The sequence below is a fragment of the Nonomuraea sp. NPDC046570 genome, from assembly GCF_040645915.1.
Lineage (GTDB): Bacteria > Actinomycetota > Actinomycetes > Streptosporangiales > Streptosporangiaceae > Nonomuraea.
Genome location: NZ_JBEYZF010000001.1, coordinates 88694 through 109873, shown reverse-complemented (window position 1 = coordinate 109873; position 21180 = coordinate 88694). Strand labels below are relative to the sequence as shown.

Genomic DNA, 21180 nt, shown 5'->3' with positions numbered 1-21180 from the left:
GTGATTCAACGGGTGTGTACCCGAGCCCAATTCCCACACAATAGCCGCGATCATGCGAAAGTCCCCCACAGGTGTCGTACCTGTGGGGGACTCCGTTACGTCAGGTGCTTCAGCCGACGAAAGGGCGCACGGCCTCCATCGCCCGCTGGGTGACCTCCTCGACCGGTCCGGTCGCGTCCACGCCCTTGAGGATGCCCTCGTCGGCGTAGAAGGAGATGAGCGGCGCCGTCTGCTCCTGGTAGACCTCGAGCCGGTGGCGTACCGTCTCCTCCTTGTCGTCGTCACGCTGGAACAGCGTGCCGCCGCAGGCGTCGCAGATGTCGTCCCGCTTGTCGTCGAACTCCACGTGCCAGATGCGGCCGCACTGGCTGCAGGTGCGCCGACCGGCGAGCCGGCGGACCACCTCCTCGTCGTCCACGACGAGTTCGAGCACGAGGTCGAGCTTCTGGCCCCAGTCGGAGAGCATCTTCTTCAGGATCTCGGCCTGGGGCACGTTCCTGGGGAAGCCGTCGAGCAGGAAACCGTCCTGCGCGTCCTCTTCGGAGAGCCGGTCGCGGACCATGGCGATGGTCACCTCGTCGGGCACGAGGTCGCCGCGGTCCATGTACGTCTTGGCGAGCTTGCCGAGCTCCGTGCCGCCCGAGACGTTGGCACGGAAGATGTCACCTGTCGAGATCTTCGGGATGGACAGGTTCGATGCGATGTACTGGGCCTGTGTCCCCTTGCCCGCTCCGGGGGGCCCGACCAGAACGAGGCGCACTATCGCAGGAAACCTTCGTAGTTACGCTGCTGTAGCTGGCTTTCGATCTGCTTCACCGTGTCCAGGCCGACACCAACCATGATCAGAATGCTCGTCCCTCCGAACGGGAAGTTCTGACTTGCGCCGGCGACCGCCAGCGCGATGATCGGCACCATCGAGATGAGGCCCAGATACAGCGCACCTGGCGCGGTCAGACGGGTGAGCACGAAGTTCAGGTATTCAGCCGTCGGCCGGCCCGGACGGATGCCCGGAATGAACCCACCGTACTTCTTCATGTTGTCGGCGACTTCAGCGGGGTTGAAGGTAATGGACACGTAGAAGTACGTGAAGAAGACGATCAGAAGGAAGAACGTCCCCATGTACCACGCGGTGTCGCCGGTGGCGAGGTTCGTGGAGATCCACGTCACGATCGGGTTGGGGTTCTCGGTGTTCGCGAACAGCGAGGTCAGCAGCTGCGGGAGATAGAGCAGCGAGGAGGCGAAGATGACCGGGATGATGCCGGCCTGGTTCACCTTCAGCGGGATGTAGGTGGAGGTTCCGCCGTACATCCGGCGCCCGACCATCCGCTTGGCGTACTGCACCGGGATCCGGCGCTGCGCCTGCTCGACGAAGACCACTGCCGCGATCATGAACACACCGACCACCAAGACGGCGAAGAAGGTGAACTTGTTCAGGCGGAAGATGTTCATCAGCTCGGACGGGAAGACCGCGACGACCTGCGTGAAGATCAGGATGGACATGCCGTTGCCGACCCCGCGGTCGGTGACGAGCTCACCCAGCCACATGATCACGGACGTGCCCGCGGTCATGATGACCACCATCGTCACGACGGAGAAGACGTTGTCCGGGTCGAGCAGCACCTGCTGCGTGCAACCGGGGAAGAGCTGGCCGGAACGGGCCAGCGCGATGAAGGCCGTCGACTGCAGAACGCCGAGGCCGATCGTGAGGTAGCGGGTGTACTGCGTGATCTTCGTCTGCCCCGCCTGGCCCTCCTTCTTGAGGGCTTCCAGTCGCGGGATCACGACGACGAGCAGCTGCAGAATGATGCTCGCGGTGATGTACGGCATGATGCCGAGCGCGAACACCGACAGCTTCAGAAGGGCGCCGCCACTGAACAGCTGCACCATTCCGTAGATGTTGCCGGCGTCGCCGGCTTGGGCCTGAGCCAGACAGGCCCTGATGTTCTCGGTGTGAACACCCGGAGTCGGAAGAACCGAGCCGAGGCGGAACAGCGCGATAATGCCCAGTGTAAAGAGCAGCTTATTGCGCAGGTCCGGCGTCCGGAACGCCCGGGTAAACGCGGTCAGCACGGTCCCTCCTGCGCGCCTTTCAGGCGGTGTAGGTATGCAATGGTGCGGGGATCTGCCATCTGAGATCTCTGTAAAACGAGTTGTCGAGACGACAGAAGGAAGCCTGCCGTCCCGCGAACTCTAACGCACTACGGGCGCGGGGGCCCATTGTCGCAGCCCCCGCGCCTCGTTATGCCACTTACAGCTCGGTGACGGAGCCACCGGCAGCGGCGATCTTCTCCTTCGCGGAGCCCGAGAAGGCGTGAGCCTGCACGTTCACCGCGACCGAGATGTCGCCGGTACCAAGGATCTTGACCGGCTGGTTCTTGCGGGCAGCGCCCTTGGCGACCAGGGCCTCGACGGTGACCTGGCCACCCTCGGGGAACAGCTCGCCAAGCTTGTCCAGGTTGACGACCTGGTAGGTCGTCTTGAACATGGCGTTGGAGAAGCCCTTGAGCTTCGGCAGGCGACGCTGGAGCGGAACCTGGCCACCCTCGAAACCGAGGGGCACCTTGTTGCGCGCCGTCGTGCCCTTGGTGCCACGACCGGACGTCTTGCCCTTGGACGCCTCGCCACGACCCTTGCGGATCTTGGCCTTGTTGGCGCCCTTGGCCGGACGGAGGTCGTGGATCTTCAGCGGAGCGTTGTCAGTCATGACTAGTCGACCTCTTCCACCTCGACGAGGTGCGTCACCACGGAGACCATCCCACGAATCTCGGGACGGTCCTCCTTGACGACGACATCGCCGATTCGCTTCAGGCCAAGCGAACGCAGCGAGTCACGCTGGTTCTGCTTGCCACCGATCTTCGAGCGAACCTGAGTGATCTTCAGGCGTGCCATGACTAGCTCACCGCCTTAGCCGCCGCAGCGGCCTCGGCGAGGCCCTCGGCGCGAGCCTTGAGCATCGCCTTGGGAGCGACGTCCTCGATCGGCAGGCCGCGACGGGCCGCGATCTCCTCGGGGCGCGAGAGGCCCTTCAGAGCGGCTACCGTGGCGTGCACGATGTTGATCGGGTTGTCCGAGCCGAGCGACTTGGACAGGACGTCGTGGATGCCGGCGCACTCCAGAACGGCGCGCACCGGGCCACCCGCGATGACACCGGTACCGGCCGAGGCCGGACGCAGGAAGACGACGCCGGCGGCCTCTTCGCCCTGCACGGTGTGCGGGATGGTGCCCTGGATCCGAGGCACCTTGAAGAAGTGCTTCTTCGCCTCTTCGACACCCTTGGCGATGGCCGCGGGGACTTCCTTGGCCTTGCCGTAACCGACGCCGACCAGGCCGTTGCCGTCACCGACGACAACCAGGGCGGTGAAGCTGAAGCGACGACCACCCTTCACGACCTTGGCCACTCGGTTGATCTTCACTACGCGCTCGATGTACGAGACGCCCTTGTCGGCGGCGCCACCGCGGCGATCGTCACGACGGTCACGCCGCTCGCCACCGGTGCCGCCACCGCGACGCGGAGCTGCAGCCATCAGTGGTTCCTCATCTCAGTAGCCATTAGAACTCGAGCCCGCCTTCGCGAGCGCTGTCCGCCAGAGCCGCGATGCGACCGGCGTAGCGGTTGCCACCGCGGTCGAAGACGACGGCGGAGATCCCGGCTTCCTTGGCCCGCTGAGCGAGAAGCTCGCCGACCTTCTTGGCCTTCTCGGTCTTGTCAGCCTCGAGCGTGCGCAGCGCCGCGTCCATCGTGGACGCGCTCACCAGGGTGTGGCCGACGGTGTCGTCCACGATCTGCACGAAGAGGTGACGGGTCGAGCGGTTGACGACCAGGCGCGGGCGCGCAGCCGTACCGACGACCTTCTTGCGGACGCGGCCGTGACGGCGGGCCCGCGAGACGGTGCGGGCAGCCGTGTGCTTGCTGAACGCAGTCTTGGGAGCCATGCCTACTTACCAGCCTTTCCGACCTTGCGGCGGATTACTTCGCCCTGGTAACGCACACCCTTGCCCTTGTACGGGTCGGGCTTGCGCAACTTGCGGATGTTCGCGGCGACCTCGCCGACCTTCTGCTTGTCGATGCCGTCCACGTGGAACAGCGTCGGCTTGTCGACGCGGAAGGTGACGCCCTCGGGGGCGTCGACGACGACCGGGTGGCTGAAGCCGAGTGCGAACTCCAGCTGCGTCGGGCCCTTGGCCTGAACGCGGTAACCGACACCGACGATCTCAAGGGTCTTGGAGTACCCCTGAGTGACACCGGCCACCATGTTGGCGATCAGCGTCCGAGACAGGCCGTGCAGCGCACGCACCTTGTTCTCGTCGTTGGGACGGGCGACGGCGATGGAGCCGTCCTCGTCACGAGCCACCGTGATGGGCTCGGCGACCTTGTGTGAAAGCGTGCCCTTCGGGCCCTTGACCTGGACATCCTGGCCGTCGATCGTGATGTCGACGCCGCTCGGTACAGGGATGGGCAGCCGTCCGATTCGCGACATGCTGTGTTCCTCCCCTCGTTACCAAACGTAGGCGAGGACTTCCCCGCCCACACCACGCTTGCCGGCCTGCTTGTCGGTCATGAGACCGGCGGACGTCGAAATGATCGCGACGCCCAGCCCGCCCAGGACTCGAGGCAGATTGTCCTTCTTTGCATAGACCCGCAGACCGGGCTTCGACACCCGGCGCAGGCCCGCGAGCGAACGCTCACGGGTGGGCCCGAACTTCAGCTCCACCACGAGGTTCTTGCCGACCTTGGCGTCTTCGACGGTCCAGGCCTGGATGTAGCCCTCCTGCTGGAGGATCTCGGCGATGTGCGCCTTGATCTTCGAGTAGGGCATCGTCACGCTGTCGTGATAGGCCGAGTTCGCGTTACGCAGACGCGTCAGCATGTCTGCGATCGGGTCGGTCATCGTCATGGCCAGTGGCCTTCCTCGCCGCGGTTTCCAGTCGGCCAAGCAATGCTCTGCCGGTGGACCTTCGGCGCGGTCGTGGGCGCTTCTACGAAGCACCCGGTTGATATTTCTGTGTACGGCCGGAGCCAGGTGGGGCGGTCTCAGCCGCCCCACCCGAGAACTACCAGCTCGACTTGGTGATGCCGGGCAGCTCGCCCCGGTGCGCCATCTCACGGAAGCAGATACGGCACAGGCCGAACTTCTTGTAGACGGCGCGCGGGCGACCGCAGCGCGAGCACCGAGTGTACGCCCGGACCTCGAACTTGGCCTTGCGCTCTGCCTTGGCGATCAGCGACTTCTTCGCCATGATCAGGCCTCCTTGAAGGGGAACCCGAGGAGCTTCAGCAGCGCTCGGCCCTGGTCGTCGTTCGTCGCGGTGGTCACGATCGTGATGTCCATGCCCCGCGGACGGTCGACCTTGTCCGGGTCGATCTCGTGGAACATGACCTGCTCGGTGAGGCCGAAGGTGTAGTTGCCGTTGCCGTCGAACTGCTTCGGCGACAGGCCACGGAAGTCCCTGATGCGCGGCAGCGCCAGCGACAGCAGCCGGTCGAGGAACTCCCACATGCGGTCGCCGCGCAGCGTGACGTGCGCGCCGATCGGCATGCCCTCACGCAGCTTGAACTGCGCGATGGACTTGCGGGCCCGCACGACGGCCGGCTTCTGACCGGTGATCGTGGTGAGGTCACGGACGGCGCCCTCGATCAGCTTCGAGTCGCGAGCCGCCTCGCCGACACCCATGTTGACCTTGATCTTGGTCAGGCCGGGCACCTGCATGATGTTCTCGATGCCGAAGTCCTCGCGAAGCTTGGCGAGGATCTCCTCGCGGTACTTCGTCTTGAGGCGCGGCGTCGGGCGCTCGGTCTCAGTGGTGGTGGCAGTCATCAGTTGTCCTCACCCGACTCGTCAGCCTTCTCGGCCTTCTTGGCAGGCTTCTCGTCATCCTTGAGCTTCTTGACGTTGCTCACGTGGATGGGAGCTTCCATGGTCTGCACGCCGCCGGTCTTGGCGCCACGCGGACCCTGGTTGGTCTCCTTCGAGTGCTTCTTGATCATGTTGACGCCCTCGACGACCACGCGATCCTCGCGCGGCTTCGTGGCGATCACACGACCCTTGGCACCCTTGTCCTTGCCGGCGATGACCTGGACCAGGTCACCCTTCTTCACATGCAGCTTCGGCATTACAGCACCTCCGGCGCGAGCGAGATGATGCGCATGAACTTCTTCTCGCGCAGCTCACGGCCAACCGGGCCGAAGATGCGGGTGCCACGAGGGTCACCGCTGTCCTTGATGATGACGGCGGCGTTCTCGTCGAAGCGGATGTAGGAGCCGTCGGGACGACGCCTCTCCTTGACCGTCCGAACGATGACGGCCTTGACGACGTCACCCTTCTTCACACCCGTGCTACCGGGAAGGGCGTCCTTCACCGTGGCGACGATGACGTCGCCGATGCCCGCGTAGCGGCGCCCAGAGCCACCGAGAACGCGGATGCAAAGGATCTCCTTGGCACCCGTGTTGTCGGCGACCTTGAGTCGCGACTCCTGCTGGATCACGTCAACTCCTGTTGGTCTCCGCCGGTTCTCATCACTGAGCCTGGCGGAACTTCATGTGGTCTTGTTCCTCCGGCCACAGCCCCCGAGGGGGCCGCACCGCAGGCGACGAGAGGGCCGGAGGCCCTCCTGTCCTTGGACACCGTCATGGGGGGTGTCTCCACCCCCCACGAGGCGCGCATATGTCAGGCCGGTGTTACTTGGCCTTCTCCAGCACCTCGACGACGCGCCACCGCTTGGTGGCCGACATCGGGCGGGTCTCCATCAGCAGGACACGGTCGCCGACGCCACAGGCGTTCGACTCGTCGTGCGCCTTGTACTTGGTCGTACGGCGGATGACCTTGCCGTACAGGGGGTGCTTGACGCGGTCCTCGACAGCGACGACGACGGTCTTGTCCATCTTGTCGCTGACCACCAGGCCCTCACGGGTCTTGCGGTAGTTACGCGTCTCGGTCTCGGTGGTGGTCTCAGCCATCGCTCGTCTCCTTCTCGACCGTGACGATGCCCAGCTCGCGCTCGCGCATCACGGTGTAGATACGGGCGATCTCGCGGCGGACGGCGCGCAGCCGCCCGTGGCTCTCCAACTGTCCGGTCGCCGACTGGAAGCGGAGGTTGAACAGTTCCTCCTTGGCTTCCTTGAGCTTCGTGACCAGGGTGTCCTGGTCCTCCACTCGCAGCTCGCCGGCGGTCAGGCCCTTAGCCATCACGCCTCACCCACTTCTCGCTTAACAATCTTGCACTTCATGGGGAGCTTGTGGATCGCGCGAGTGAGCGCCTCACGGGCGATCGGCTCGGCGACACCGGACAGCTCGAACATGACGCGCCCCGGCTTGACGTTCGCGATCCACCACTCGGGGGAACCCTTACCGGAACCCATGCGGGTCTCGGCGGGCTTCTTCGTGAGCGGACGGTCCGGGAAGATGTTGATCCACACCTTGCCACCGCGCTTGATGTGGCGGGTCATGGCGATACGAGCCGACTCGATCTGGCGGTTGGTCACGTAGGAGTGCTCAATCGCCTGGATGCCGAACTCGCCGAACACAACCCTGGTGCCACCCTTGGCGGCGCCACTGCGGTCGGGCCGGTGCTGCTTGCGGTGCTTGACCCTGCGCGGGATCAGCATGGTCAGCTCCCTTCAGCACCCGGCTGCGCAGCCGGGCCGGTCTCGGGGGCAGCCTGGGAGGCCGCCTCAGTCCTGGGTGCGCGGTCGCCACGGCCACCGGCGCCACCACCGCGGCGAGCGCCACCGGCGCCACCACCACGACGGGGACGGTCGCCGCCGCCACCACCACGACGGTCGTCACGCTCGCGACGCTGGCCGGCACGAGCACCGGCGGCAGCCGCCTCGCGCTCGGCGCGGCTCGTCGGAGCCTCACCCTTGTAGATCCACACCTTCACGCCGATGCGGCCGAAGGTGGTGCGGGCCTCGTAGAGGCCGTAGTCGATGTCCGCGCGAAGGGTGTGCAGCGGCACACGGCCCTCGCGGTAGAACTCCGAACGCGACATCTCAGCGCCACCGAGACGACCCGAGCACTGGACCCGGATGCCCTTGGCGCCGCTCTTCATCGCCGACTGCATCGCCTTGCGCATGGCACGACGGAACGAGACACGGCTGGAGAGCTGCTCGGCCACGCCCTGCGCGACGAGCTGCGCGTCGATCTCGGGGTTCTTGACCTCGAGAATGTTGAGCTGGACCTGCTTCTTGGTCAGCTTCTCCAGGTCACCGCGGATACGGTCGGCCTCGGCGCCGCGGCGGCCGATGACGATGCCCGGACGCGCGGTGTGGATGTCGACCTGAACGCGGTCGGTCGTGCGCTCGATCTCGACCTTGGAGATGCCGGCCCGCTCCATGCCCTTCTTGAGCATGCGGCGGATCGCGACGTCCTCGGCGACATACGACTTGTACAGCTTGTCGGCGTACCACCGGCTCTTGAAGTCGGTCGTGATGCCGAGGCGGAACCCGTGCGGGTTAACCTTCTGGCCCACTAGCGGGTCCTTCCCTTCGGCTCGCCGGACTCCACGATCACAGTGATGTGGCTCGTCCGCTTGTTGATCCGATAGGCACGACCCTGGGCACGCGGGCGGAACCGCTTCAGCGTCGGGCCCTCGTCGACCCACGCGCGACTCACGACGAGAGTCTCGGGGTCGAGCTTGAAGTTGTGCTCTGCGTTCGCCATGGCGCTCGAGAGCACCTTGAAGATCGGCTCACTCGCCGCTTGGGGAGCGAACTGCAGCACGGCCTGCGCCTCCGAAGCGGGCAGCCCGCGAATGAGGTCCACCACGCGGCGGGCCTTCTGGGGCGTGACGCGGACGAACCGCGCCTGAGCCCTGGCTTCCATCGCTTACTCCTCTTACTTCTGAAGGCTGTTCATCGCCGGCTGCGGCGGTCGTCCTTGACGTGGCTCCGGAAGGTCCGCGTCGGAGCGAACTCTCCCAGCTTGTGGCCGATCATCGACTCGGTGACGAACACCGGGACGTGCTTGCGGCCGTCGTGAACGGCGATCGTGTGACCGAGCATGTCGGGCACGATCATGGAGCGCCGCGACCACGTCTTGATGACGGTCTTGGTGCCCTTCTCGTTCTGGACGTCGACCTTCTTCTGAAGGTGGTCGTCCACGAAGGGACCCTTCTTAAGGCTACGTGGCATTTCGGCTGCTCCTACCGCTTCTTCCTCTTGCTCCGACGACGGATGATCAGCCGGTCGCTGGACTTGTTGGCCTGGCGGGTGCGGCCCTCGGGCTTGCCCTTCGGGTTCACCGGGTGGCGACCACCGGAGGTCTTGCCCTCACCACCACCATGCGGGTGGTCCACAGGGTTCATCGCGACACCACGGACGGTCGGGCGCTTGCCCTTCCACCTCATGCGGCCGGCCTTACCCCAGTTGATGTTGGCCTGCTCGGCGTTGCCGACCTGGCCGACCGAGGCGCGGCAGCGCACGTCGACCATGCGCATTTCGCCGGAGGGCATACGCAGCGTGGCGTACTGGCCTTCCTTGGCGAGCAGCTGGATCTGCGCGCCCGCGGAGCGGCCGAGCTTGGCGCCGCCCCCCGGACGGAGCTCCACCGCGTGGATGAAGGTACCCGTCGGGATGTTGCGCAGCGGCAGGCAGTTGCCCGGCTTGATGTCGGCCGCAGGGCCGTTCTCGATGCGGTCGCCCTGCTTGAGGCCGGTCGGCGCGATGATGTAGCGCTTCTCGCCGTCGGCGTAGTGCAGCAGAGCGATGTTGGCGGTGCGGTTCGGGTCGTACTCGATGTGAGCGACCTTGGCCGGGATGCCGTCCTTGTCATGCCTACGGAAGTCGATGATCCGGTAGGCGCGCTTGTGACCGCCGCCCTGGTGACGTGCGGTAACCCGGCCGTGTACGTTCCGGCCGCCCTTGCTGTGAAGGGGAGCAAGCAGCGACTTCTCGGGCGTGCTGCGGGTGATCTCGGAGAAGTCCGAGACACTCGAGCCGCGGCGACCCGGGGTCGTCGGCTTGTACTTACGGATGCCCATCTTTTTCGTTCATCCCTCGTCGGTTACATGGGTGAGCCCGCCGAACCGAGGCTCGGCGGTCTCATCCCTATGCGAACCGGGCGAACCCGGTCCTGTTTACATCTATGGCTAGCTAGCCGATCTGACCGAAGATATCGATCCGGTCGCCCTCGACCAGGCTCACGATCGCGCGCTTGGTGTCGGGACGCTTGCCGAAGCCGGCCCGGGTGCGCTTGCGCTTGCCCTGCCGGTTGATCGTGTTCACGCTGGTGACCTTGACCCCGAAGATCTGCTCAACGGCGATCTTGACCTGGGTCTTGTTCGCGGTCGGCCTCACCAGGAACGTGTACTTGTTGTTCTCATCGATCAGGCCGTAGCTCTTCTCAGAGACGACGGGCTTGATGATGATGTCGCGCGGGTCGGCGACGCGGGTGTTGTTGGCGGCCTTCTTCTCCATCAGGCGTCTTCCTTCCCGCTCATGCTCAGCCGCGCCACGACCTGGTCGTACGCCTCCTGGGTGAAGACCACGTCGTCGTGGCAGAGCACGTCGTAGGTGTTGAGCTGCCCGGAGTCCAGCAGGTGGACCTCAGGCGCGTTGCGCAGGCTCATCCAGGTGACCATGTCGCTCTCGTCAACCACGACGAGAACGGTGCGGGCCTGGGTGATCTTACGCAGGGCCTCGAGGGCGCCCTTCGTCTTCGGCGTCTCGCCGGTGACGAGGGAGCTGACCACGTGCACGCGGCCACCGGTCGCCCGGTCGGAGAGGGCGCCACGCAGGGCGGCGGCCTTCATCTTCTTGGGCGTCTTCTGCGAGTAGTCCCGCGGAACCGGCCCGTGCACGACGCCACCGCCGGCGAACTGCGGCGCGCGGGTCGAGCCCTGGCGGGCGCGGCCCGTGCCCTTCTGGCGGTACGGCTTCTTGCCACCACCGCGGACTTCGCCACGGGTCTTGGCCTTGTGGGTGCCCTGCCGGCGAGCGGCGAGCTGGGCCACGACGACCTGGTGGATCAGCGGAATGTTGACCTTGGCGCCGAAGATGTCTTCAGGCAGGTCGACGGAGCCGGTCTTCGCCCCGCCGGCGTCGAGGACGTCAATGGTGCTCACTTGGCAGCCCCCTTCTTGGCAGCGGTACGGACGAGGACCAGGCTGCCGTTGGCACCGGGGATCGCACCCTTGATCAGGATGAGACCGTTCTCGGCGTCGACGGCGTGAACCTTGAGGCTCTGCACGGTCGTACGGACGTTACCCATCCGTCCGGCCATACGCAGACCCTTGAATACGCGGCCCGGGGTGGCGCAGCCACCGATGGAACCCGGCGAGCGGTGCTTGCGCTGCGTACCGTGCGAGGCGGACAGACCCTTGAAGCCGTGTCGCTTCATGACACCGGCGAAACCCTTGCCCTTGCTCTTGCCCGTCACATCGACGAACTGGCCGGCCTCGAAGGTGTCGGCCGCGAGCTCCTGGCCCAGGGTGTAGTCGTTCGCGTCATCGGTGCGGATCTCCGCGAAGTAGCGACGCGGGGTGATGTCGTGCTTACGCAGGTAGTCGCCGAGCGGCTTGTTGACCTTCCGGGGGTCGACCTGCCCGAAGCCGAGCTGAACAGCGCTGTAGCCGTCCTTCTCGGGGGTGCGGACGCGGGTCACCACGCACGGACCGGCCTCGACCACGGTCACCGGGACCATCCGGTTGTCCGCGTCGAAGACCTGGGTCATGCCGAGCTTCTTGCCCAGGACGCCCTTGATCGTCTTAGCCATGTCAGTGCGTTCCCTCAGAGCTTGATCGAAATGTCGACGCCTGCGGGAAGGTCGAGTCGCATGAGCGAGTCGACGGTCTTCGGCGTCGGGTCGATGATGTCAATCAGCCGCTTGTGCGTGCGCATCTCGAAGTGCTCGCGGCTGTCTTTGTACTTGTGCGGCGAGCGGATGACGCAGTACACGTTCTTCTCGGTCGGCAGCGGCACCGGGCCCGCGACCTTCGCGCCAGTCCGCGTCACCGTCTCGACGATCTTCTTGGCCGAGCTGTCGATGACCTCGTGGTCATAGGCCTTAAGCCGGATGCGGATCTTCTGTCCCGCCATAGTGGCCTCGGTGTCCTTCGCTGTCGTCTGAAAAAGTATCGTGCGGCCTGTTGCCGCTGTTGTCGGGATGAGCCCGCCGCACCGTGTCCCGGCGCCGCGGTCCCTCCCTGTGACCCCACGTGACAGACGAAACTGCTCTGCCGTTTCTTCCGTGATCCGGCAGTTACTTCGGTCACTGTCAACCGAAGCCACTGCGAGATCACGGCTTCCGTGGAGCCGGTGGCGGCAGCCGTACGGCTCCCGCCCTTTCGTGGTTCGGCGGTCGGCCCCTTTCCGGGAGGCCGACCGCCGGCCCAGCGATCGAACTACTTGAGGATCTTCGTGACCCGACCGGCGCCGACGGTGCGGCCACCCTCACGGATCGCGAACTTGAGGCCGTCCTCCATGGCGATGGGCTGGATCAGCTCAACGCGCATCTCGGTGTTGTCGCCCGGCATGACCATCTCGGTGCCCTCGGGGAGGTTCACCACACCGGTCACGTCAGTCGTACGGAAGTAGAACTGAGGACGGTAGTTGTTGAAGAACGGCGTGTGACGGCCGCCCTCGTCCTTGCTCAGGATGTAGACCTGGGCCTCGAACTCGGTGTGCGGGGTGGTCGTGCCCGGCTTGATGATGCACTGGCCGCGCTCGACGTCCTCGCGCTTGATGCCGCGGAGCAGCAGACCGACGTTGTCACCGGCCTGGCCCTCGTCGAGCAGCTTGCGGAACATCTCGACACCGGTGACCGTGGTGGTGGTCTTGGTCTCCTTGATGCCGATGATGTCGACAGTCTCGTTGACCTTGACCACGCCGCGCTCGATACGACCGGTGACGACGGTGCCGCGACCGGTGATCGAGAAGACGTCCTCGATCGGCATCAGGAACGGCTTCTCGGTCTCACGAACCGGCTCGGGGACGTTCTCGTCCACGGCGGTCATGAGCTCGATGATGCTGTCGCCCCACTTCTGGTCGCCCTCGAGGGCCTTCAGAGCGGAGACGCGGACGACGGGCAGGTCGTCGCCGGGGAACTCCTGAGCCGAGAGCAGCTCACGGACCTCGAGCTCGACGAGCTCCAGGATCTCCTCGTCGTCGACCATGTCGGCCTTGTTCAGGGCCACGACGATGTAGGGGACGCCGACCTGGCGGGCCAGGAGGACGTGCTCCTTCGTCTGCGGCATCGGGCCGTCAGTGGCGGCGACCACGAGGATCGCGCCGTCCATCTGAGCGGCACCGGTGATCATGTTCTTCACGTAGTCGGCGTGACCGGGGCAGTCCACGTGAGCGTAGTGGCGCTTCTCGGTCTGGTACTCGACGTGCGCGATGGAGATCGTGATGCCACGAGCCTTCTCCTCCGGCGCCTTGTCGATCTTGTCGAACGGCGTCGCGTCGTTCAGCTCGGGAAAACGATCGTGAAGCACCTTGGTGATCGCCGCGGTCAGAGTGGTCTTGCCGTGGTCGATGTGCCCAATGGTGCCGATGTTCACGTGCGGCTTGTTCCGCTCGAACTTGGCCTTAGCCACTGGTTCTCTCCTTAGAGAATCTGACTGACTTACTTCACACTCGGGCCCGGGAGGTCATCCCGAGCCCCTAGGCGGTGGGGCGCCGATATCTCGCCGCCCCACCAGAGGGACTCCAGGACCTTCGTCCCGGATCCCTTGAGGCCTTCCAGCCTCAGGGGACCCTTGGACTATTCGCCCCGGGCCTTCGCGACGATCTCCTTGGCGATGCCCGGGGGCACCTCCGCGTAGGAGTCGAACTGCATGCTGTAGCTCGCGCGCCCCTGCGTCTTGCTACGCAGGTCACCCACGTAGCCGAACATCTCAGACAGCGGCACGAGCGCTGCGATGACACGGGCGCCTGCGCGCTCGTCCATCGACTGGATCTGCCCGCGGCGACCGTTGAGGTCACCGATGACGTCACCCATGTAGTCCTCGGGCGTGGTGACCTCAACGGCCATCATGGGCTCGAGGATGACGGCGTCAGCCTTGCGCGCGGCCTCCTTGAAGGCCATCGAGCCGGCAATCTTGAACGCCATTTCCGAGGAGTCGACGTCGTGCGCGGCACCGTCGGTCAGCGTCACCTTCACGCCCACCATCGGGTAGCCGGCCAGCACGCCGAACTCGGCGGCTTCCTGAGCGCCCGCGTCGACCGAGGGGATGTACTCCCTCGGGACACGGCCACCCGAGACCTTGTTCTCGAACTCGTAGCCGTCGTTGCCTTCGCCCAGCGGCTCGAGGTTGATGATGACCCGCGCGAACTGACCGGAACCACCGGTCTGCTTCTTGTGGGTGTAGTCGACCTTCTCCACCTTGCGGCGGATGGTCTCCCGGTAGGCGACCTGCGGACGACCGACGTTGGCCTCGACCTTGAACTCGCGACGCATACGGTCGACGAGGATCTCCAGGTGAAGCTCGCCCATGCCCCAGATGACCGTCTGACCGGTCTCATCGTCGCGACGGACCTGGAAGGACGGGTCCTCCTCGGCCAGACGCTGGATGGCGGTGCCCAGCTTCTCCTGGTCGCCCTTGGTCTTGGGCTCGATCGCGACGTTGATGACCGGGGCCGGGAACGTCATCGACTCCAGGACCACCGGGTCGGCGATGTCGCAGAGCGTGTCACCGGTGGTGGTGTCCTTGAGACCCATGACGGCGACGATCTGACCGGCGTGCGCGGACGGGCGCTCCTCGCGCTTGTTCGCGTGCATCTGGTAGATCTTGCCGATCCGCTCCTTCTTGCCCTTCACCGCGTTGAGAACCGCGGTGCCGGTCTCGAGCGTGCCCGAGTAGATGCGGATGTAGGTCAGACGGCCCAGGTGCTGGTCCGCCGCGATCTTGAAGGCCAGCGCGGAGAAGGGCTCGGTGACGTCGGCGTGACGCTCGACGACCTCGTCCTCCTTGTTGACCGCGTGTCCCTTGAAGGCGGGGATGTCGGTCGGCGCGGGCAGGTAGGCCACGATCGCGTCGAGCAGGGGCTGCACGCCCTTGTTCTTGAACGCGGTGCCGGTGAGGACCGGGTTGATGGCGCTGGCCAGCGTCGCGCGGCGGATCGCCGCGACGAGCTGCTCCTCGGTGGGCTCGGTGCCCTCGAGGTAGAGCTCCATGAGTTCGTCGTCGTTCTCGGCGACGGTCTCGACGAGCTTGTCACGCCACTCGCGAGCGGCCTCGGCGTACTCGGCCGGGATGTCGACGGTGTCGTACATCTCGCCCTTGGCCGCCTCCTCGCTCCAGATCAGACCCTTCATCTTCACCAGGTCGATGACGCCCTTGAAGCCGGACTCGACGCCCCAGGGAAGCTGGACGACAGCCGGGGTGGCACCCAGACGGCTGATCATCATGTCGACGCAGCGGTGGAACTCCGCGCCGACGCGGTCCATCTTGTTCACGAAGCAGATGCGCGGCACGCCGTAGCGGTCCGCCTGACGCCAGACCGTCTCCGACTGGGGCTCAACACCGGCGACACCGTCGAACACGGCGACGGCGCCGTCGAGGACGCGGAGCGAGCGCTCCACCTCGATGGTGAAGTCCACGTGGCCCGGGGTGTCGATGATGTTGATGATGTGGCCGAGCCACTCACAGGTCGTCGCGGCCGACGTGATCGTGATGCCGCGCTCCTGCTCCTGCTCCATCCAGTCCATCGTGGCAGCGCCCTCGTGGACTTCACCGAGCTTGTAGTTGATGCCGGTGTAGAACAGGATGCGCTCGGTCGTGGTGGTCTTGCCCGCGTCGATGTGGGCCATGATCCCGATGTTGCGGATCTTGGCAAGGTCAAGAGCGGTCGTGGTGGCCACTTCTCTCGCGTCCTCGTCGTCTCGTCGTACCCGCTGTTACCAGCGGTAGTGGGCGAAGGCCTTGTTGGACTCGGCCATCTTGTGGGTGTCCTCGCGCTTCTTCACGCTCGCCCCGAGACCGTTGCTGGCGTCGAGGAGCTCGTTCATGAGGCGCTCGGTCATGGTCTTCTCACGGCGGGCGCGGGAGTACTGCACCAGCCAGCGCAGGGCCAGGGTGGTGCTGCGCGCGGCGCGCACCTCGACCGGGACCTGGTAGGTCGCGCCACCGACGCGACGGCTGCGAACCTCAAGGGTGGGCTTGACGTTGTCAAGCGCGCGCTTCAAGGTGACGACCGGGTCGTTGCCCGTCTTCTCCTTGCAGCCCTCGAGGGCGCCGTAGACGATCGACTGCGCGATGGAGCGCTTGCCGTCCAGGAGCACCTTGTTGATCAGGGAGGTGACCAGCGGCGAGTTGTGAACCGGGTCGGCCATCAGCTGACGACGACCAGGAGAGCCCTTACGAGGCATTAGCTCTTCTCCTTCTTGGTGCCGTAGCGGCTGCGGGCCTGCTTGCGGTTGCGGACACCCTGGGTGTCCAGCGAACCGCGAATGATCTTGTAGCGCACGCCGGGCAGGTCCTTCACACGACCGCCACGCACGAGCACGATGGAGTGCTCCTGCAGGTTGTGTCCCACACCGGGGATGTAGGCCGTGACCTCGATGCCGTTGGTGAGCCGCACACGGGCCACCTTGCGCAGGGCCGAGTTGGGCTTCTTGGGCGTCGTGGTGTACACGCGCTGGCAAGTGCCGCGGCGCTGCGGGCTCCCCTTGAGGGCAGGAGTCTTGGTCTTAGTGACCTTGTCCTGCCGGCCCTTTCGGACCAACTGCTGAATAGTGGGCACTGCCACTCCGTTTCGTGCCTTGGCCGGTGATACGTCAAGTCGTGCGATTTCGCAGGTGCTGCCGGTGTCATGACCTGCTGTTTTCTCCCCCGCTCCGACCCACGCGGTCGGGCGTGTCGCGCTCTGTCGAGGCACAAACCCGGCGTAGACGCACGCAAGGAGGAGGCCATACCGCACTCCACTGAAGGAGCGCACGCATGAGAGCCCATGAACCCACGGGCACGAAGGGCAAGACTACCCAGCCCAGCGCAGCACGTCAAAACGACTGCGATCCCGGCCACTGTTGATGCGACCGTAATTTCGTGTCGTGGCCTCGCGACCGGTATCTCCCCCGGCCGCTTATCAGACCCTGACCTAGTGTACCCGCACCGCCTCCGGTTCTCCGACCATTACCGCACCATCGGCTCGGCGAAGACACCCCTATCTGTACGGCAAGCCACCAAAGGCTCTCAGACATGCCCGTGCCCGGCGCCCTCCGGCCGCCGCCACTCGTGCGCCCAACCAGGCCCTCGTCACATCACACGGCCCCTGCGCGCCCTTCCCGGGCACTTCCTTCTGTACGGCCGCGCGTGCCGTACAAAAGAAAACGCCCGGGACATGGTCCCGGGCGTTCTCCGTGCGCTGTGTCAGCGGTTGTACTGACCGAAGTCGTACTCCTCCAGCGGGACGGCTTCGCCGCTGCCCGTGCCGAAGGTGTAGTCGGCCGCCGAACCGTCGTAGCCGCCGACCGTGTACATCGCGGCCTTGGCCTCCTCGGTCGGCTCCACCCGGATGTTGCGGTACTGGGGCATGCCAGTGCCGGCCGGGATGAGCTTGCCGATGATGACGTTCTCCTTCAGGCCGAGCAGGGAGTCGGACTTGGCGTGGATCGCCGCGTCCGTCAGAACCCTGGTCGTCTCCTGGAAGGAGGCCGCCGACAGCCACGACTCGGTGGCGAGCGAGGCCTTCGTGATGCCCATGAGCACCGGACGGCCGGCGGCGGGAGCGCCGCCCTCCGCCACGCACTCGCGGTTCATCAGCTCGAAGCGCGGACGCTCCACGAGCTCGCCGGGCAGCAGGTCGGTGTCACCGGACTCCAGCACGTTCACGCGCTTGAGCATCTGCCGCACGATGATCTCGATGTGCTTGTCGTGGATGGACACACCCTGCGAGCGGTACACCTGCTGGACCTCGGCCACCAGGTGCAGCTGCACGGCCCGCGGGCCGAGGATGCGCAGCACCTCGTTGGGGTTGACCGCACCGGCGATGAGCTGCTGGCCGACCGTGACGCGCTGGCCGTCCTGGATCTGCAGCCGCGACCGCATCGACACCGGGTAGGCGATCTCCTCGGAACCGTCGTCCGGGGTGATCACGATCTTCCGGGTCTTGTCGGTCTCGTCGATGCGAGCCCGGCCCTCGGCCTCGGAGATCGGGGCGACACCCTTGGGGATGCGCGCCTCGAACAGCTCCTGGACACGAGGCAGACCGTGGGTGATGTCCGCACCGGCCACACCACCGGTGTGGAAGGTACGCATCGTCAGCTGGGTGCCGGGCTCGCCGATCGACTGGGCGGCGATGATGCCGACCGCCTCGCCGACGTCCACGAGCTTGCCGGTGGCCAGCGAGCGGCCGTAGCAGGTCGCGCAGACACCGATCTTCGCCTCGCACACCAGCGCGCTGCGGGTGCGGACGGTCTCGATGCCCGCCTCGACCAGCGCGGTGACGTGGTCGTCGTTGATGTCGACGCCCGCCGACGCGATGACCTTGCCGTCGACCTCGACGTCCTCGGCCAGGATGCGGCCGTGCACGTTCGACTCGGCGTTCTCGGCCTTGACCAGGTTGCCCTGGCTGTCGCGGTCGCCGACGTGCAGCGGAACGGCGCGGTCGGTGCCGCAGTCGATCTCGCGCACGATGACGTCCTGAGCGACGTCCACCAGACGACGGGTCAGGTAACCCGAGTCGGCGGTTCGCAGCGCGGTGTCGGCCAGACCCTTTCGCTGTCCGTGGGTGGAGATGAAGTACTCCAGCACCGACAGGCCCTCCCGGAAGGAGGCCTTGATCGGACGCGGGATCGTCTCACCCTTGGTGTTGGACACCAGACCACGGATACCGGCGATCTGACGCACCTGCATCTTGTTACCGCGGGCGCCGGAGTTGACCATCATCCAGACCGGGTTGGTCGCCGGGAAGGCGTTGACCATGTCGGTCTCGACGTCGGCCGTGGCGTGCGTCCAGATCTCGATGAGCTCCTGACGGCGCTCCTCGTCGGTGATCAGACCGCGCTCGTACTCACGCTGGACCTTGTCGGCCCGGCGCTCGTACGACTCCATGATCTCGGCCTTGTTCGGCGGCGCGACGACGTCGTCGATCGAGATCGTGACGCCGGAACGGGTCGCCCAGCGGAAGCCGGCGTCCTTGAGCGCGTCGAGCGCGTTGGCCACTTCGACCTTGGGATAGGTCTCGGCCAGCTCGTTCACGATCAGGGAGAGCTGCTTCTTGCCGATCTGCTGGTTGACGAACGGGTAGTTCGCGGGCAGCGTCTGGTTGAACAGGCAGCGGCCGAACGTCGTCTCCAGGCGCAGCGGGTCACCCGCCTCCCAGCCCTCCGGAGCCTCCCAGCCGCGGGGCGGCTGGACGTCGCTCAGGCGGATCTGGATCTTGGCCTGGATGTCCAGCTCACGACGGTCGAAGGCCATCTGCGCCTCGGAGACCGAGCCGAAGACCCGGCCCTCGCCGATCGCGCCGTCCTTCTGGGTGGTGAGCCAGTACAGGCCGATGACCATGTCCTGGGTGGGCATCGTCACGGGCTTGCCGTCGGCCGGCTTGAGGATGTTGTTGGTCGAGAGCATCAGGATGCGTGCCTCGGCCTGGGCCTCAGCCGACAGCGGCAGGTGCACGGCCATCTGGTCGCCGTCGAAGTCCGCGTTGAACGCGGTGCAGACGAGCGGGTGGATCTGGATGGCCTTGCCCTCGACCAGCTGCGGCTCGAACGCCTGGATGCCCAGACGGTGCAGCGTGGGCGCACGGTTGAGCAGCACCGGGTGCTCGGTGATGACCTCTTCGAGGACGTCCCACACCACAGGGCGGGCACGCTCGACCATCCGCTTGGCCGACTTGATGTTCTGCGCGTGGTTGAGGTCCACGAGCCGCTTCATCACGAACGGCTTGAACAGCTCCAGCGCCATCTGCTTGGGCAGACCGCACTGGTGCAGCTTGAGCTGCGGGCCGACGACGATGACCGAACGGCCGGAGTAGTCGACTCGCTTGCCCAGCAGGTTCTGGCGGAAGCGGCCCTGCTTGCCCTTCAGCATGTCGCTGAGGGACTTGAGCGGGCGGTTGCCGGGACCGGTGACCGGGCGACCACGACGGCCGTTGTCGAACAGCGCGTCGACGGCCTCCTGGAGCATCCGCTTCTCGTTGTTCACGATGATCTCGGGCGCGCCGAGGTCGAGAAGCCGCTTGAGGCGGTTGTTCCGGTTGATCACGCGGCGGTAGAGGTCGTTCAGGTCCGAGGTCGCGAACCGGCCACCGTCGAGCTGCACCATCGGGCGCAGGTCCGGCGGGATGACCGGGATGCAGTCGAGGACCATGCCCCGCGGCGAGTTGGTGGTGTTCAGGAACGCCGAGACCACCTTGAGCCGCTTGAGGGCGCGGGCCTTCTTCTGGCCCTTGCCGCTGCGGATCGTCTCGCGCAGGTTCTCGGCCTCTTCCGCGAGGTCGAAGCTGATCAGGCGCTCCTGGATCGCCTGCGCGCCCATGCCGCCCTTGAAGTAGCGGCCGAAGCGGTCGCGCATCTCGCGGTAGAGCATCTCGTCGCCCTCGAGGTCCTGGACCTTGAGGTTCTTGAAACGGCTCCACACCTCGTCGAGCCGGTCCAGCTCGCGCTGGGCCCGGTCGCGAAGCTGACGCATCTCGCGCTCGGCGCCCTCACGGACCTTGCGGCGCTGGTCGCCCTTGGCGCCGGCGGCCTCAAGCTCGGCCAGGTCCGTCTCGAGCTTCTTCTGCCGGCCCTCGACGTCGGCGTCACGGCGCTGCTCGATGTGCTGCCGCTCGACCGAGATCTTCGCCTCGAGCGAGGGCAGGTCACGGTCGCGCATCTCGGCGTCGACCTGCGTGATCATGTAGGCCGCGAAGTAGATGACCTTCTCGAGGTCCTTCGGGGCCAGGTCGAGCAGGTATCCGAGGCGTGAGGGGACGCCCTTGAAGTACCAGATGTGCGTGACGGGCGCGGCCAGCTCGATGTGGCCCATCCGCTCACGACGCACCTTGGCGCGAGTGACCTCGACGCCGCAGCGCTCACAGATGATGCCCTTGAAGCGGACGCGCTTGTACTTGCCGCAGTAGCACTCCCAGTCGCGGGTCGGGCCGAAGATCTTCTCGCAGAAGAGTCCGTCCTTTTCCGGCTTGAGAGTCCGGTAGTTGATCGTCTCGGGCTTCTTCACCTCGCCGTGCGACCACTGGCGGATGTCGTCGGCCGTCGCCAGCCCGATCCTGAGCTCGTCGAAGAAGTTCACGTCAAGCAT

General features: G+C 65.8%; 28 protein-coding genes. All 28 read right to left on the bottom strand.

Going from position 1 to position 21180, the window contains the following annotated elements:
• Positions 1 to 109 precede the first annotated feature (109 nt).
• Entirely contained in the window at positions 110 to 760 is a 651-nt protein-coding gene (locus ABZ911_RS00555) for an adenylate kinase (RefSeq protein ID WP_358049758.1), read from the bottom strand.
• On the bottom strand, positions 760 to 2070 hold the full coding sequence (gene secY / locus ABZ911_RS00550) for a preprotein translocase subunit SecY (RefSeq protein WP_358049755.1): 1311 nt from the start codon (positions 2068 to 2070) through the stop codon (positions 760 to 762). Before secY ends, ABZ911_RS00555 begins: the two co-directional genes overlap by 1 nt.
• Positions 2071 to 2248: 178 nt before the next feature.
• The gene (gene rplO, locus ABZ911_RS00545) at positions 2249 to 2704 is read right to left on the bottom strand and encodes a 50S ribosomal protein L15 (protein ID WP_358049752.1); all 456 of its coding nucleotides are present in this window, start codon (positions 2702 to 2704) and stop codon (positions 2249 to 2251) included.
• 2 nt (positions 2705 to 2706) lie between these two features.
• On the bottom strand, positions 2707 to 2889 hold the full coding sequence (gene rpmD, locus ABZ911_RS00540; protein ID WP_080043226.1) for a 50S ribosomal protein L30: 183 nt from the start codon (positions 2887 to 2889) through the stop codon (positions 2707 to 2709).
• Between the two features lie 2 nt (positions 2890 to 2891).
• The gene (rpsE, locus tag ABZ911_RS00535) at positions 2892 to 3524 is read right to left on the bottom strand and encodes a 30S ribosomal protein S5 (RefSeq protein WP_157252524.1); all 633 of its coding nucleotides are present in this window, start codon (positions 3522 to 3524) and stop codon (positions 2892 to 2894) included.
• Between the two features lie 25 nt (positions 3525 to 3549).
• On the bottom strand, positions 3550 to 3933 hold the full coding sequence (gene rplR, locus ABZ911_RS00530; RefSeq protein ID WP_358049748.1) for a 50S ribosomal protein L18: 384 nt from the start codon (positions 3931 to 3933) through the stop codon (positions 3550 to 3552).
• A 2-nt stretch (positions 3934 to 3935) separates the two neighbouring features.
• Complete coding sequence (gene rplF / locus ABZ911_RS00525; protein ID WP_358049745.1) at positions 3936 to 4478, bottom strand: 50S ribosomal protein L6; 543 nt, start codon at positions 4476 to 4478, stop codon at positions 3936 to 3938.
• 18 nt (positions 4479 to 4496) lie between these two features.
• The gene (gene rpsH / locus ABZ911_RS00520; RefSeq protein WP_192789898.1) at positions 4497 to 4895 is read right to left on the bottom strand and encodes a 30S ribosomal protein S8; all 399 of its coding nucleotides are present in this window, start codon (positions 4893 to 4895) and stop codon (positions 4497 to 4499) included.
• Positions 4896 to 5052: 157 nt separating this feature from the next.
• Positions 5053 to 5238: a type Z 30S ribosomal protein S14 gene (locus tag ABZ911_RS00515; protein WP_358049742.1), complete on the bottom strand. Its 186-nt coding sequence runs from the start codon at positions 5236 to 5238 to the stop codon at positions 5053 to 5055.
• A 2-nt stretch (positions 5239 to 5240) separates the two neighbouring features.
• Positions 5241 to 5816: a 50S ribosomal protein L5 gene (gene rplE, locus ABZ911_RS00510; RefSeq protein ID WP_358049739.1), complete on the bottom strand. Its 576-nt coding sequence runs from the start codon at positions 5814 to 5816 to the stop codon at positions 5241 to 5243.
• On the bottom strand, positions 5816 to 6103 hold the full coding sequence (gene rplX / locus ABZ911_RS00505; protein ID WP_358051409.1) for a 50S ribosomal protein L24: 288 nt from the start codon (positions 6101 to 6103) through the stop codon (positions 5816 to 5818). Before rplX ends, rplE begins: the two co-directional genes overlap by 1 nt.
• Positions 6104 to 6111: 8 nt before the next feature.
• Positions 6112 to 6483, bottom strand: a complete 372-nt coding sequence (gene rplN, locus ABZ911_RS00500) for a 50S ribosomal protein L14 (protein ID WP_358049736.1) — start codon at positions 6481 to 6483, stop codon at positions 6112 to 6114.
• A gap of 193 nt (positions 6484 to 6676) precedes the next feature.
• Entirely contained in the window at positions 6677 to 6955 is a 279-nt protein-coding gene (rpsQ, locus tag ABZ911_RS00495; protein WP_358049733.1) for a 30S ribosomal protein S17, read from the bottom strand.
• Entirely contained in the window at positions 6948 to 7184 is a 237-nt protein-coding gene (gene rpmC / locus ABZ911_RS00490; protein ID WP_358049730.1) for a 50S ribosomal protein L29, read from the bottom strand. The genes rpsQ and rpmC overlap by 8 nt, the downstream gene beginning before the upstream one ends.
• A complete protein-coding gene (rplP, locus tag ABZ911_RS00485) occupies positions 7184 to 7603 on the bottom strand; it encodes a 50S ribosomal protein L16 (protein ID WP_358049727.1) in 420 nt (139 codons plus the stop codon). The genes rpmC and rplP overlap by 1 nt, the downstream gene beginning before the upstream one ends.
• Positions 7604 to 7605: 2 nt before the next feature.
• The gene (gene rpsC / locus ABZ911_RS00480) at positions 7606 to 8466 is read right to left on the bottom strand and encodes a 30S ribosomal protein S3 (protein WP_358049725.1); all 861 of its coding nucleotides are present in this window, start codon (positions 8464 to 8466) and stop codon (positions 7606 to 7608) included.
• Positions 8466 to 8819: a 50S ribosomal protein L22 gene (gene rplV, locus ABZ911_RS00475; protein WP_358049722.1), complete on the bottom strand. Its 354-nt coding sequence runs from the start codon at positions 8817 to 8819 to the stop codon at positions 8466 to 8468. Before rplV ends, rpsC begins: the two co-directional genes overlap by 1 nt.
• A 29-nt stretch (positions 8820 to 8848) precedes the next feature.
• Complete coding sequence (rpsS, locus tag ABZ911_RS00470; RefSeq protein WP_358049719.1) at positions 8849 to 9127, bottom strand: 30S ribosomal protein S19; 279 nt, start codon at positions 9125 to 9127, stop codon at positions 8849 to 8851.
• An 11-nt stretch (positions 9128 to 9138) separates the two neighbouring features.
• Positions 9139 to 9975 (bottom strand): 50S ribosomal protein L2, encoded by an 837-nt coding sequence (gene rplB / locus ABZ911_RS00465; protein ID WP_125644676.1) that lies wholly within the window; start codon positions 9973 to 9975, stop codon positions 9139 to 9141.
• A 112-nt stretch (positions 9976 to 10087) separates the two neighbouring features.
• The gene (rplW, locus tag ABZ911_RS00460) at positions 10088 to 10411 is read right to left on the bottom strand and encodes a 50S ribosomal protein L23 (RefSeq protein WP_358049716.1); all 324 of its coding nucleotides are present in this window, start codon (positions 10409 to 10411) and stop codon (positions 10088 to 10090) included.
• Positions 10411 to 11058: a 50S ribosomal protein L4 gene (rplD, locus tag ABZ911_RS00455; RefSeq protein WP_358049713.1), complete on the bottom strand. Its 648-nt coding sequence runs from the start codon at positions 11056 to 11058 to the stop codon at positions 10411 to 10413. Before rplD ends, rplW begins: the two co-directional genes overlap by 1 nt.
• On the bottom strand, positions 11055 to 11708 hold the full coding sequence (gene rplC / locus ABZ911_RS00450; RefSeq protein ID WP_358049710.1) for a 50S ribosomal protein L3: 654 nt from the start codon (positions 11706 to 11708) through the stop codon (positions 11055 to 11057). The genes rplD and rplC overlap by 4 nt, the downstream gene beginning before the upstream one ends.
• 14 nt (positions 11709 to 11722) lie before the next feature.
• A complete protein-coding gene (gene rpsJ, locus ABZ911_RS00445; protein ID WP_012887830.1) occupies positions 11723 to 12031 on the bottom strand; it encodes a 30S ribosomal protein S10 in 309 nt (102 codons plus the stop codon).
• A 305-nt stretch (positions 12032 to 12336) separates the two neighbouring features.
• Positions 12337 to 13530 carry an elongation factor Tu gene (gene tuf, locus ABZ911_RS00440; RefSeq protein ID WP_358049707.1) on the bottom strand — a complete coding sequence of 398 codons (1194 nt, stop codon included), beginning with the start codon at positions 13528 to 13530 and terminating at the stop codon, positions 12337 to 12339.
• Positions 13531 to 13697: 167 nt separating this feature from the next.
• Positions 13698 to 15797, bottom strand: a complete 2100-nt coding sequence (gene fusA, locus ABZ911_RS00435) for an elongation factor G (RefSeq protein ID WP_358049705.1) — start codon at positions 15795 to 15797, stop codon at positions 13698 to 13700.
• A 36-nt stretch (positions 15798 to 15833) separates the two neighbouring features.
• Positions 15834 to 16304: a 30S ribosomal protein S7 gene (gene rpsG, locus ABZ911_RS00430; protein ID WP_358049702.1), complete on the bottom strand. Its 471-nt coding sequence runs from the start codon at positions 16302 to 16304 to the stop codon at positions 15834 to 15836.
• Positions 16304 to 16678, bottom strand: a complete 375-nt coding sequence (rpsL, locus tag ABZ911_RS00425; RefSeq protein ID WP_358049699.1) for a 30S ribosomal protein S12 — start codon at positions 16676 to 16678, stop codon at positions 16304 to 16306. The genes rpsG and rpsL overlap by 1 nt, the downstream gene beginning before the upstream one ends.
• A gap of 626 nt (positions 16679 to 17304) precedes the next feature.
• Complete coding sequence (locus ABZ911_RS00420; protein WP_358049696.1) at positions 17305 to 21180, bottom strand: DNA-directed RNA polymerase subunit beta'; 3876 nt, start codon at positions 21178 to 21180, stop codon at positions 17305 to 17307.

Excerpts from the sequence above, each read along its gene's own strand:
- rplO (WP_358049752.1), bottom strand. The coding sequence starts at position 2,704 with ATGACTGACAACGCTCCGCTGAAGATCCACGACCTCCGTCCGGCCAAG.
- rpmD (WP_080043226.1), bottom strand. The coding sequence starts at position 2,889 with ATGGCACGCCTGAAGATCACTCAGGTTCGCTCGAAGATCGGTGGCAAG.
- rpsE (WP_157252524.1), bottom strand. The coding sequence starts at position 3,524 with ATGGCTGCAGCTCCGCGTCGCGGTGGCGGCACCGGTGGCGAGCGGCGT.
- rplR (WP_358049748.1), bottom strand. The coding sequence starts at position 3,933 with ATGGCTCCCAAGACTGCGTTCAGCAAGCACACGGCTGCCCGCACCGTC.
- rplF (WP_358049745.1), bottom strand. The coding sequence starts at position 4,478 with ATGTCGCGAATCGGACGGCTGCCCATCCCTGTACCGAGCGGCGTCGAC.
- rpsH (WP_192789898.1), bottom strand. The coding sequence starts at position 4,895 with ATGACGATGACCGACCCGATCGCAGACATGCTGACGCGTCTGCGTAAC.
- ABZ911_RS00515 (WP_358049742.1), bottom strand. The coding sequence starts at position 5,238 with ATGGCGAAGAAGTCGCTGATCGCCAAGGCAGAGCGCAAGGCCAAGTTC.
- rplE (WP_358049739.1), bottom strand. The coding sequence starts at position 5,816 with ATGACTGCCACCACCACTGAGACCGAGCGCCCGACGCCGCGCCTCAAG.
- rpsQ (WP_358049733.1), bottom strand. The coding sequence starts at position 6,955 with ATGGCTGAGACCACCACCGAGACCGAGACGCGTAACTACCGCAAGACC.
- rpmC (WP_358049730.1), bottom strand. The coding sequence starts at position 7,184 with ATGGCTAAGGGCCTGACCGCCGGCGAGCTGCGAGTGGAGGACCAGGAC.
- rplP (WP_358049727.1), bottom strand. The coding sequence starts at position 7,603 with ATGCTGATCCCGCGCAGGGTCAAGCACCGCAAGCAGCACCGGCCCGAC.
- rplV (WP_358049722.1), bottom strand. The coding sequence starts at position 8,819 with ATGGAAGCCAGGGCTCAGGCGCGGTTCGTCCGCGTCACGCCCCAGAAG.
- rpsS (WP_358049719.1), bottom strand. The coding sequence starts at position 9,127 with ATGCCACGTAGCCTTAAGAAGGGTCCCTTCGTGGACGACCACCTTCAG.
- rplB (WP_125644676.1), bottom strand. The coding sequence starts at position 9,975 with ATGGGCATCCGTAAGTACAAGCCGACGACCCCGGGTCGCCGCGGCTCG.
- rplW (WP_358049716.1), bottom strand. The coding sequence starts at position 10,411 with ATGGAGAAGAAGGCCGCCAACAACACCCGCGTCGCCGACCCGCGCGAC.
- rplC (WP_358049710.1), bottom strand. The coding sequence starts at position 11,708 with ATGGCTAAGACGATCAAGGGCGTCCTGGGCAAGAAGCTCGGCATGACC.
- rpsJ (WP_012887830.1), bottom strand. The coding sequence starts at position 12,031 with ATGGCGGGACAGAAGATCCGCATCCGGCTTAAGGCCTATGACCACGAG.
- rpsG (WP_358049702.1), bottom strand. The coding sequence starts at position 16,304 with ATGCCTCGTAAGGGCTCTCCTGGTCGTCGTCAGCTGATGGCCGACCCG.
- ABZ911_RS00420 (WP_358049696.1), bottom strand. The coding sequence starts at position 21,180 with ATGCTTGACGTGAACTTCTTCGACGAGCTCAGGATCGGGCTGGCGACG.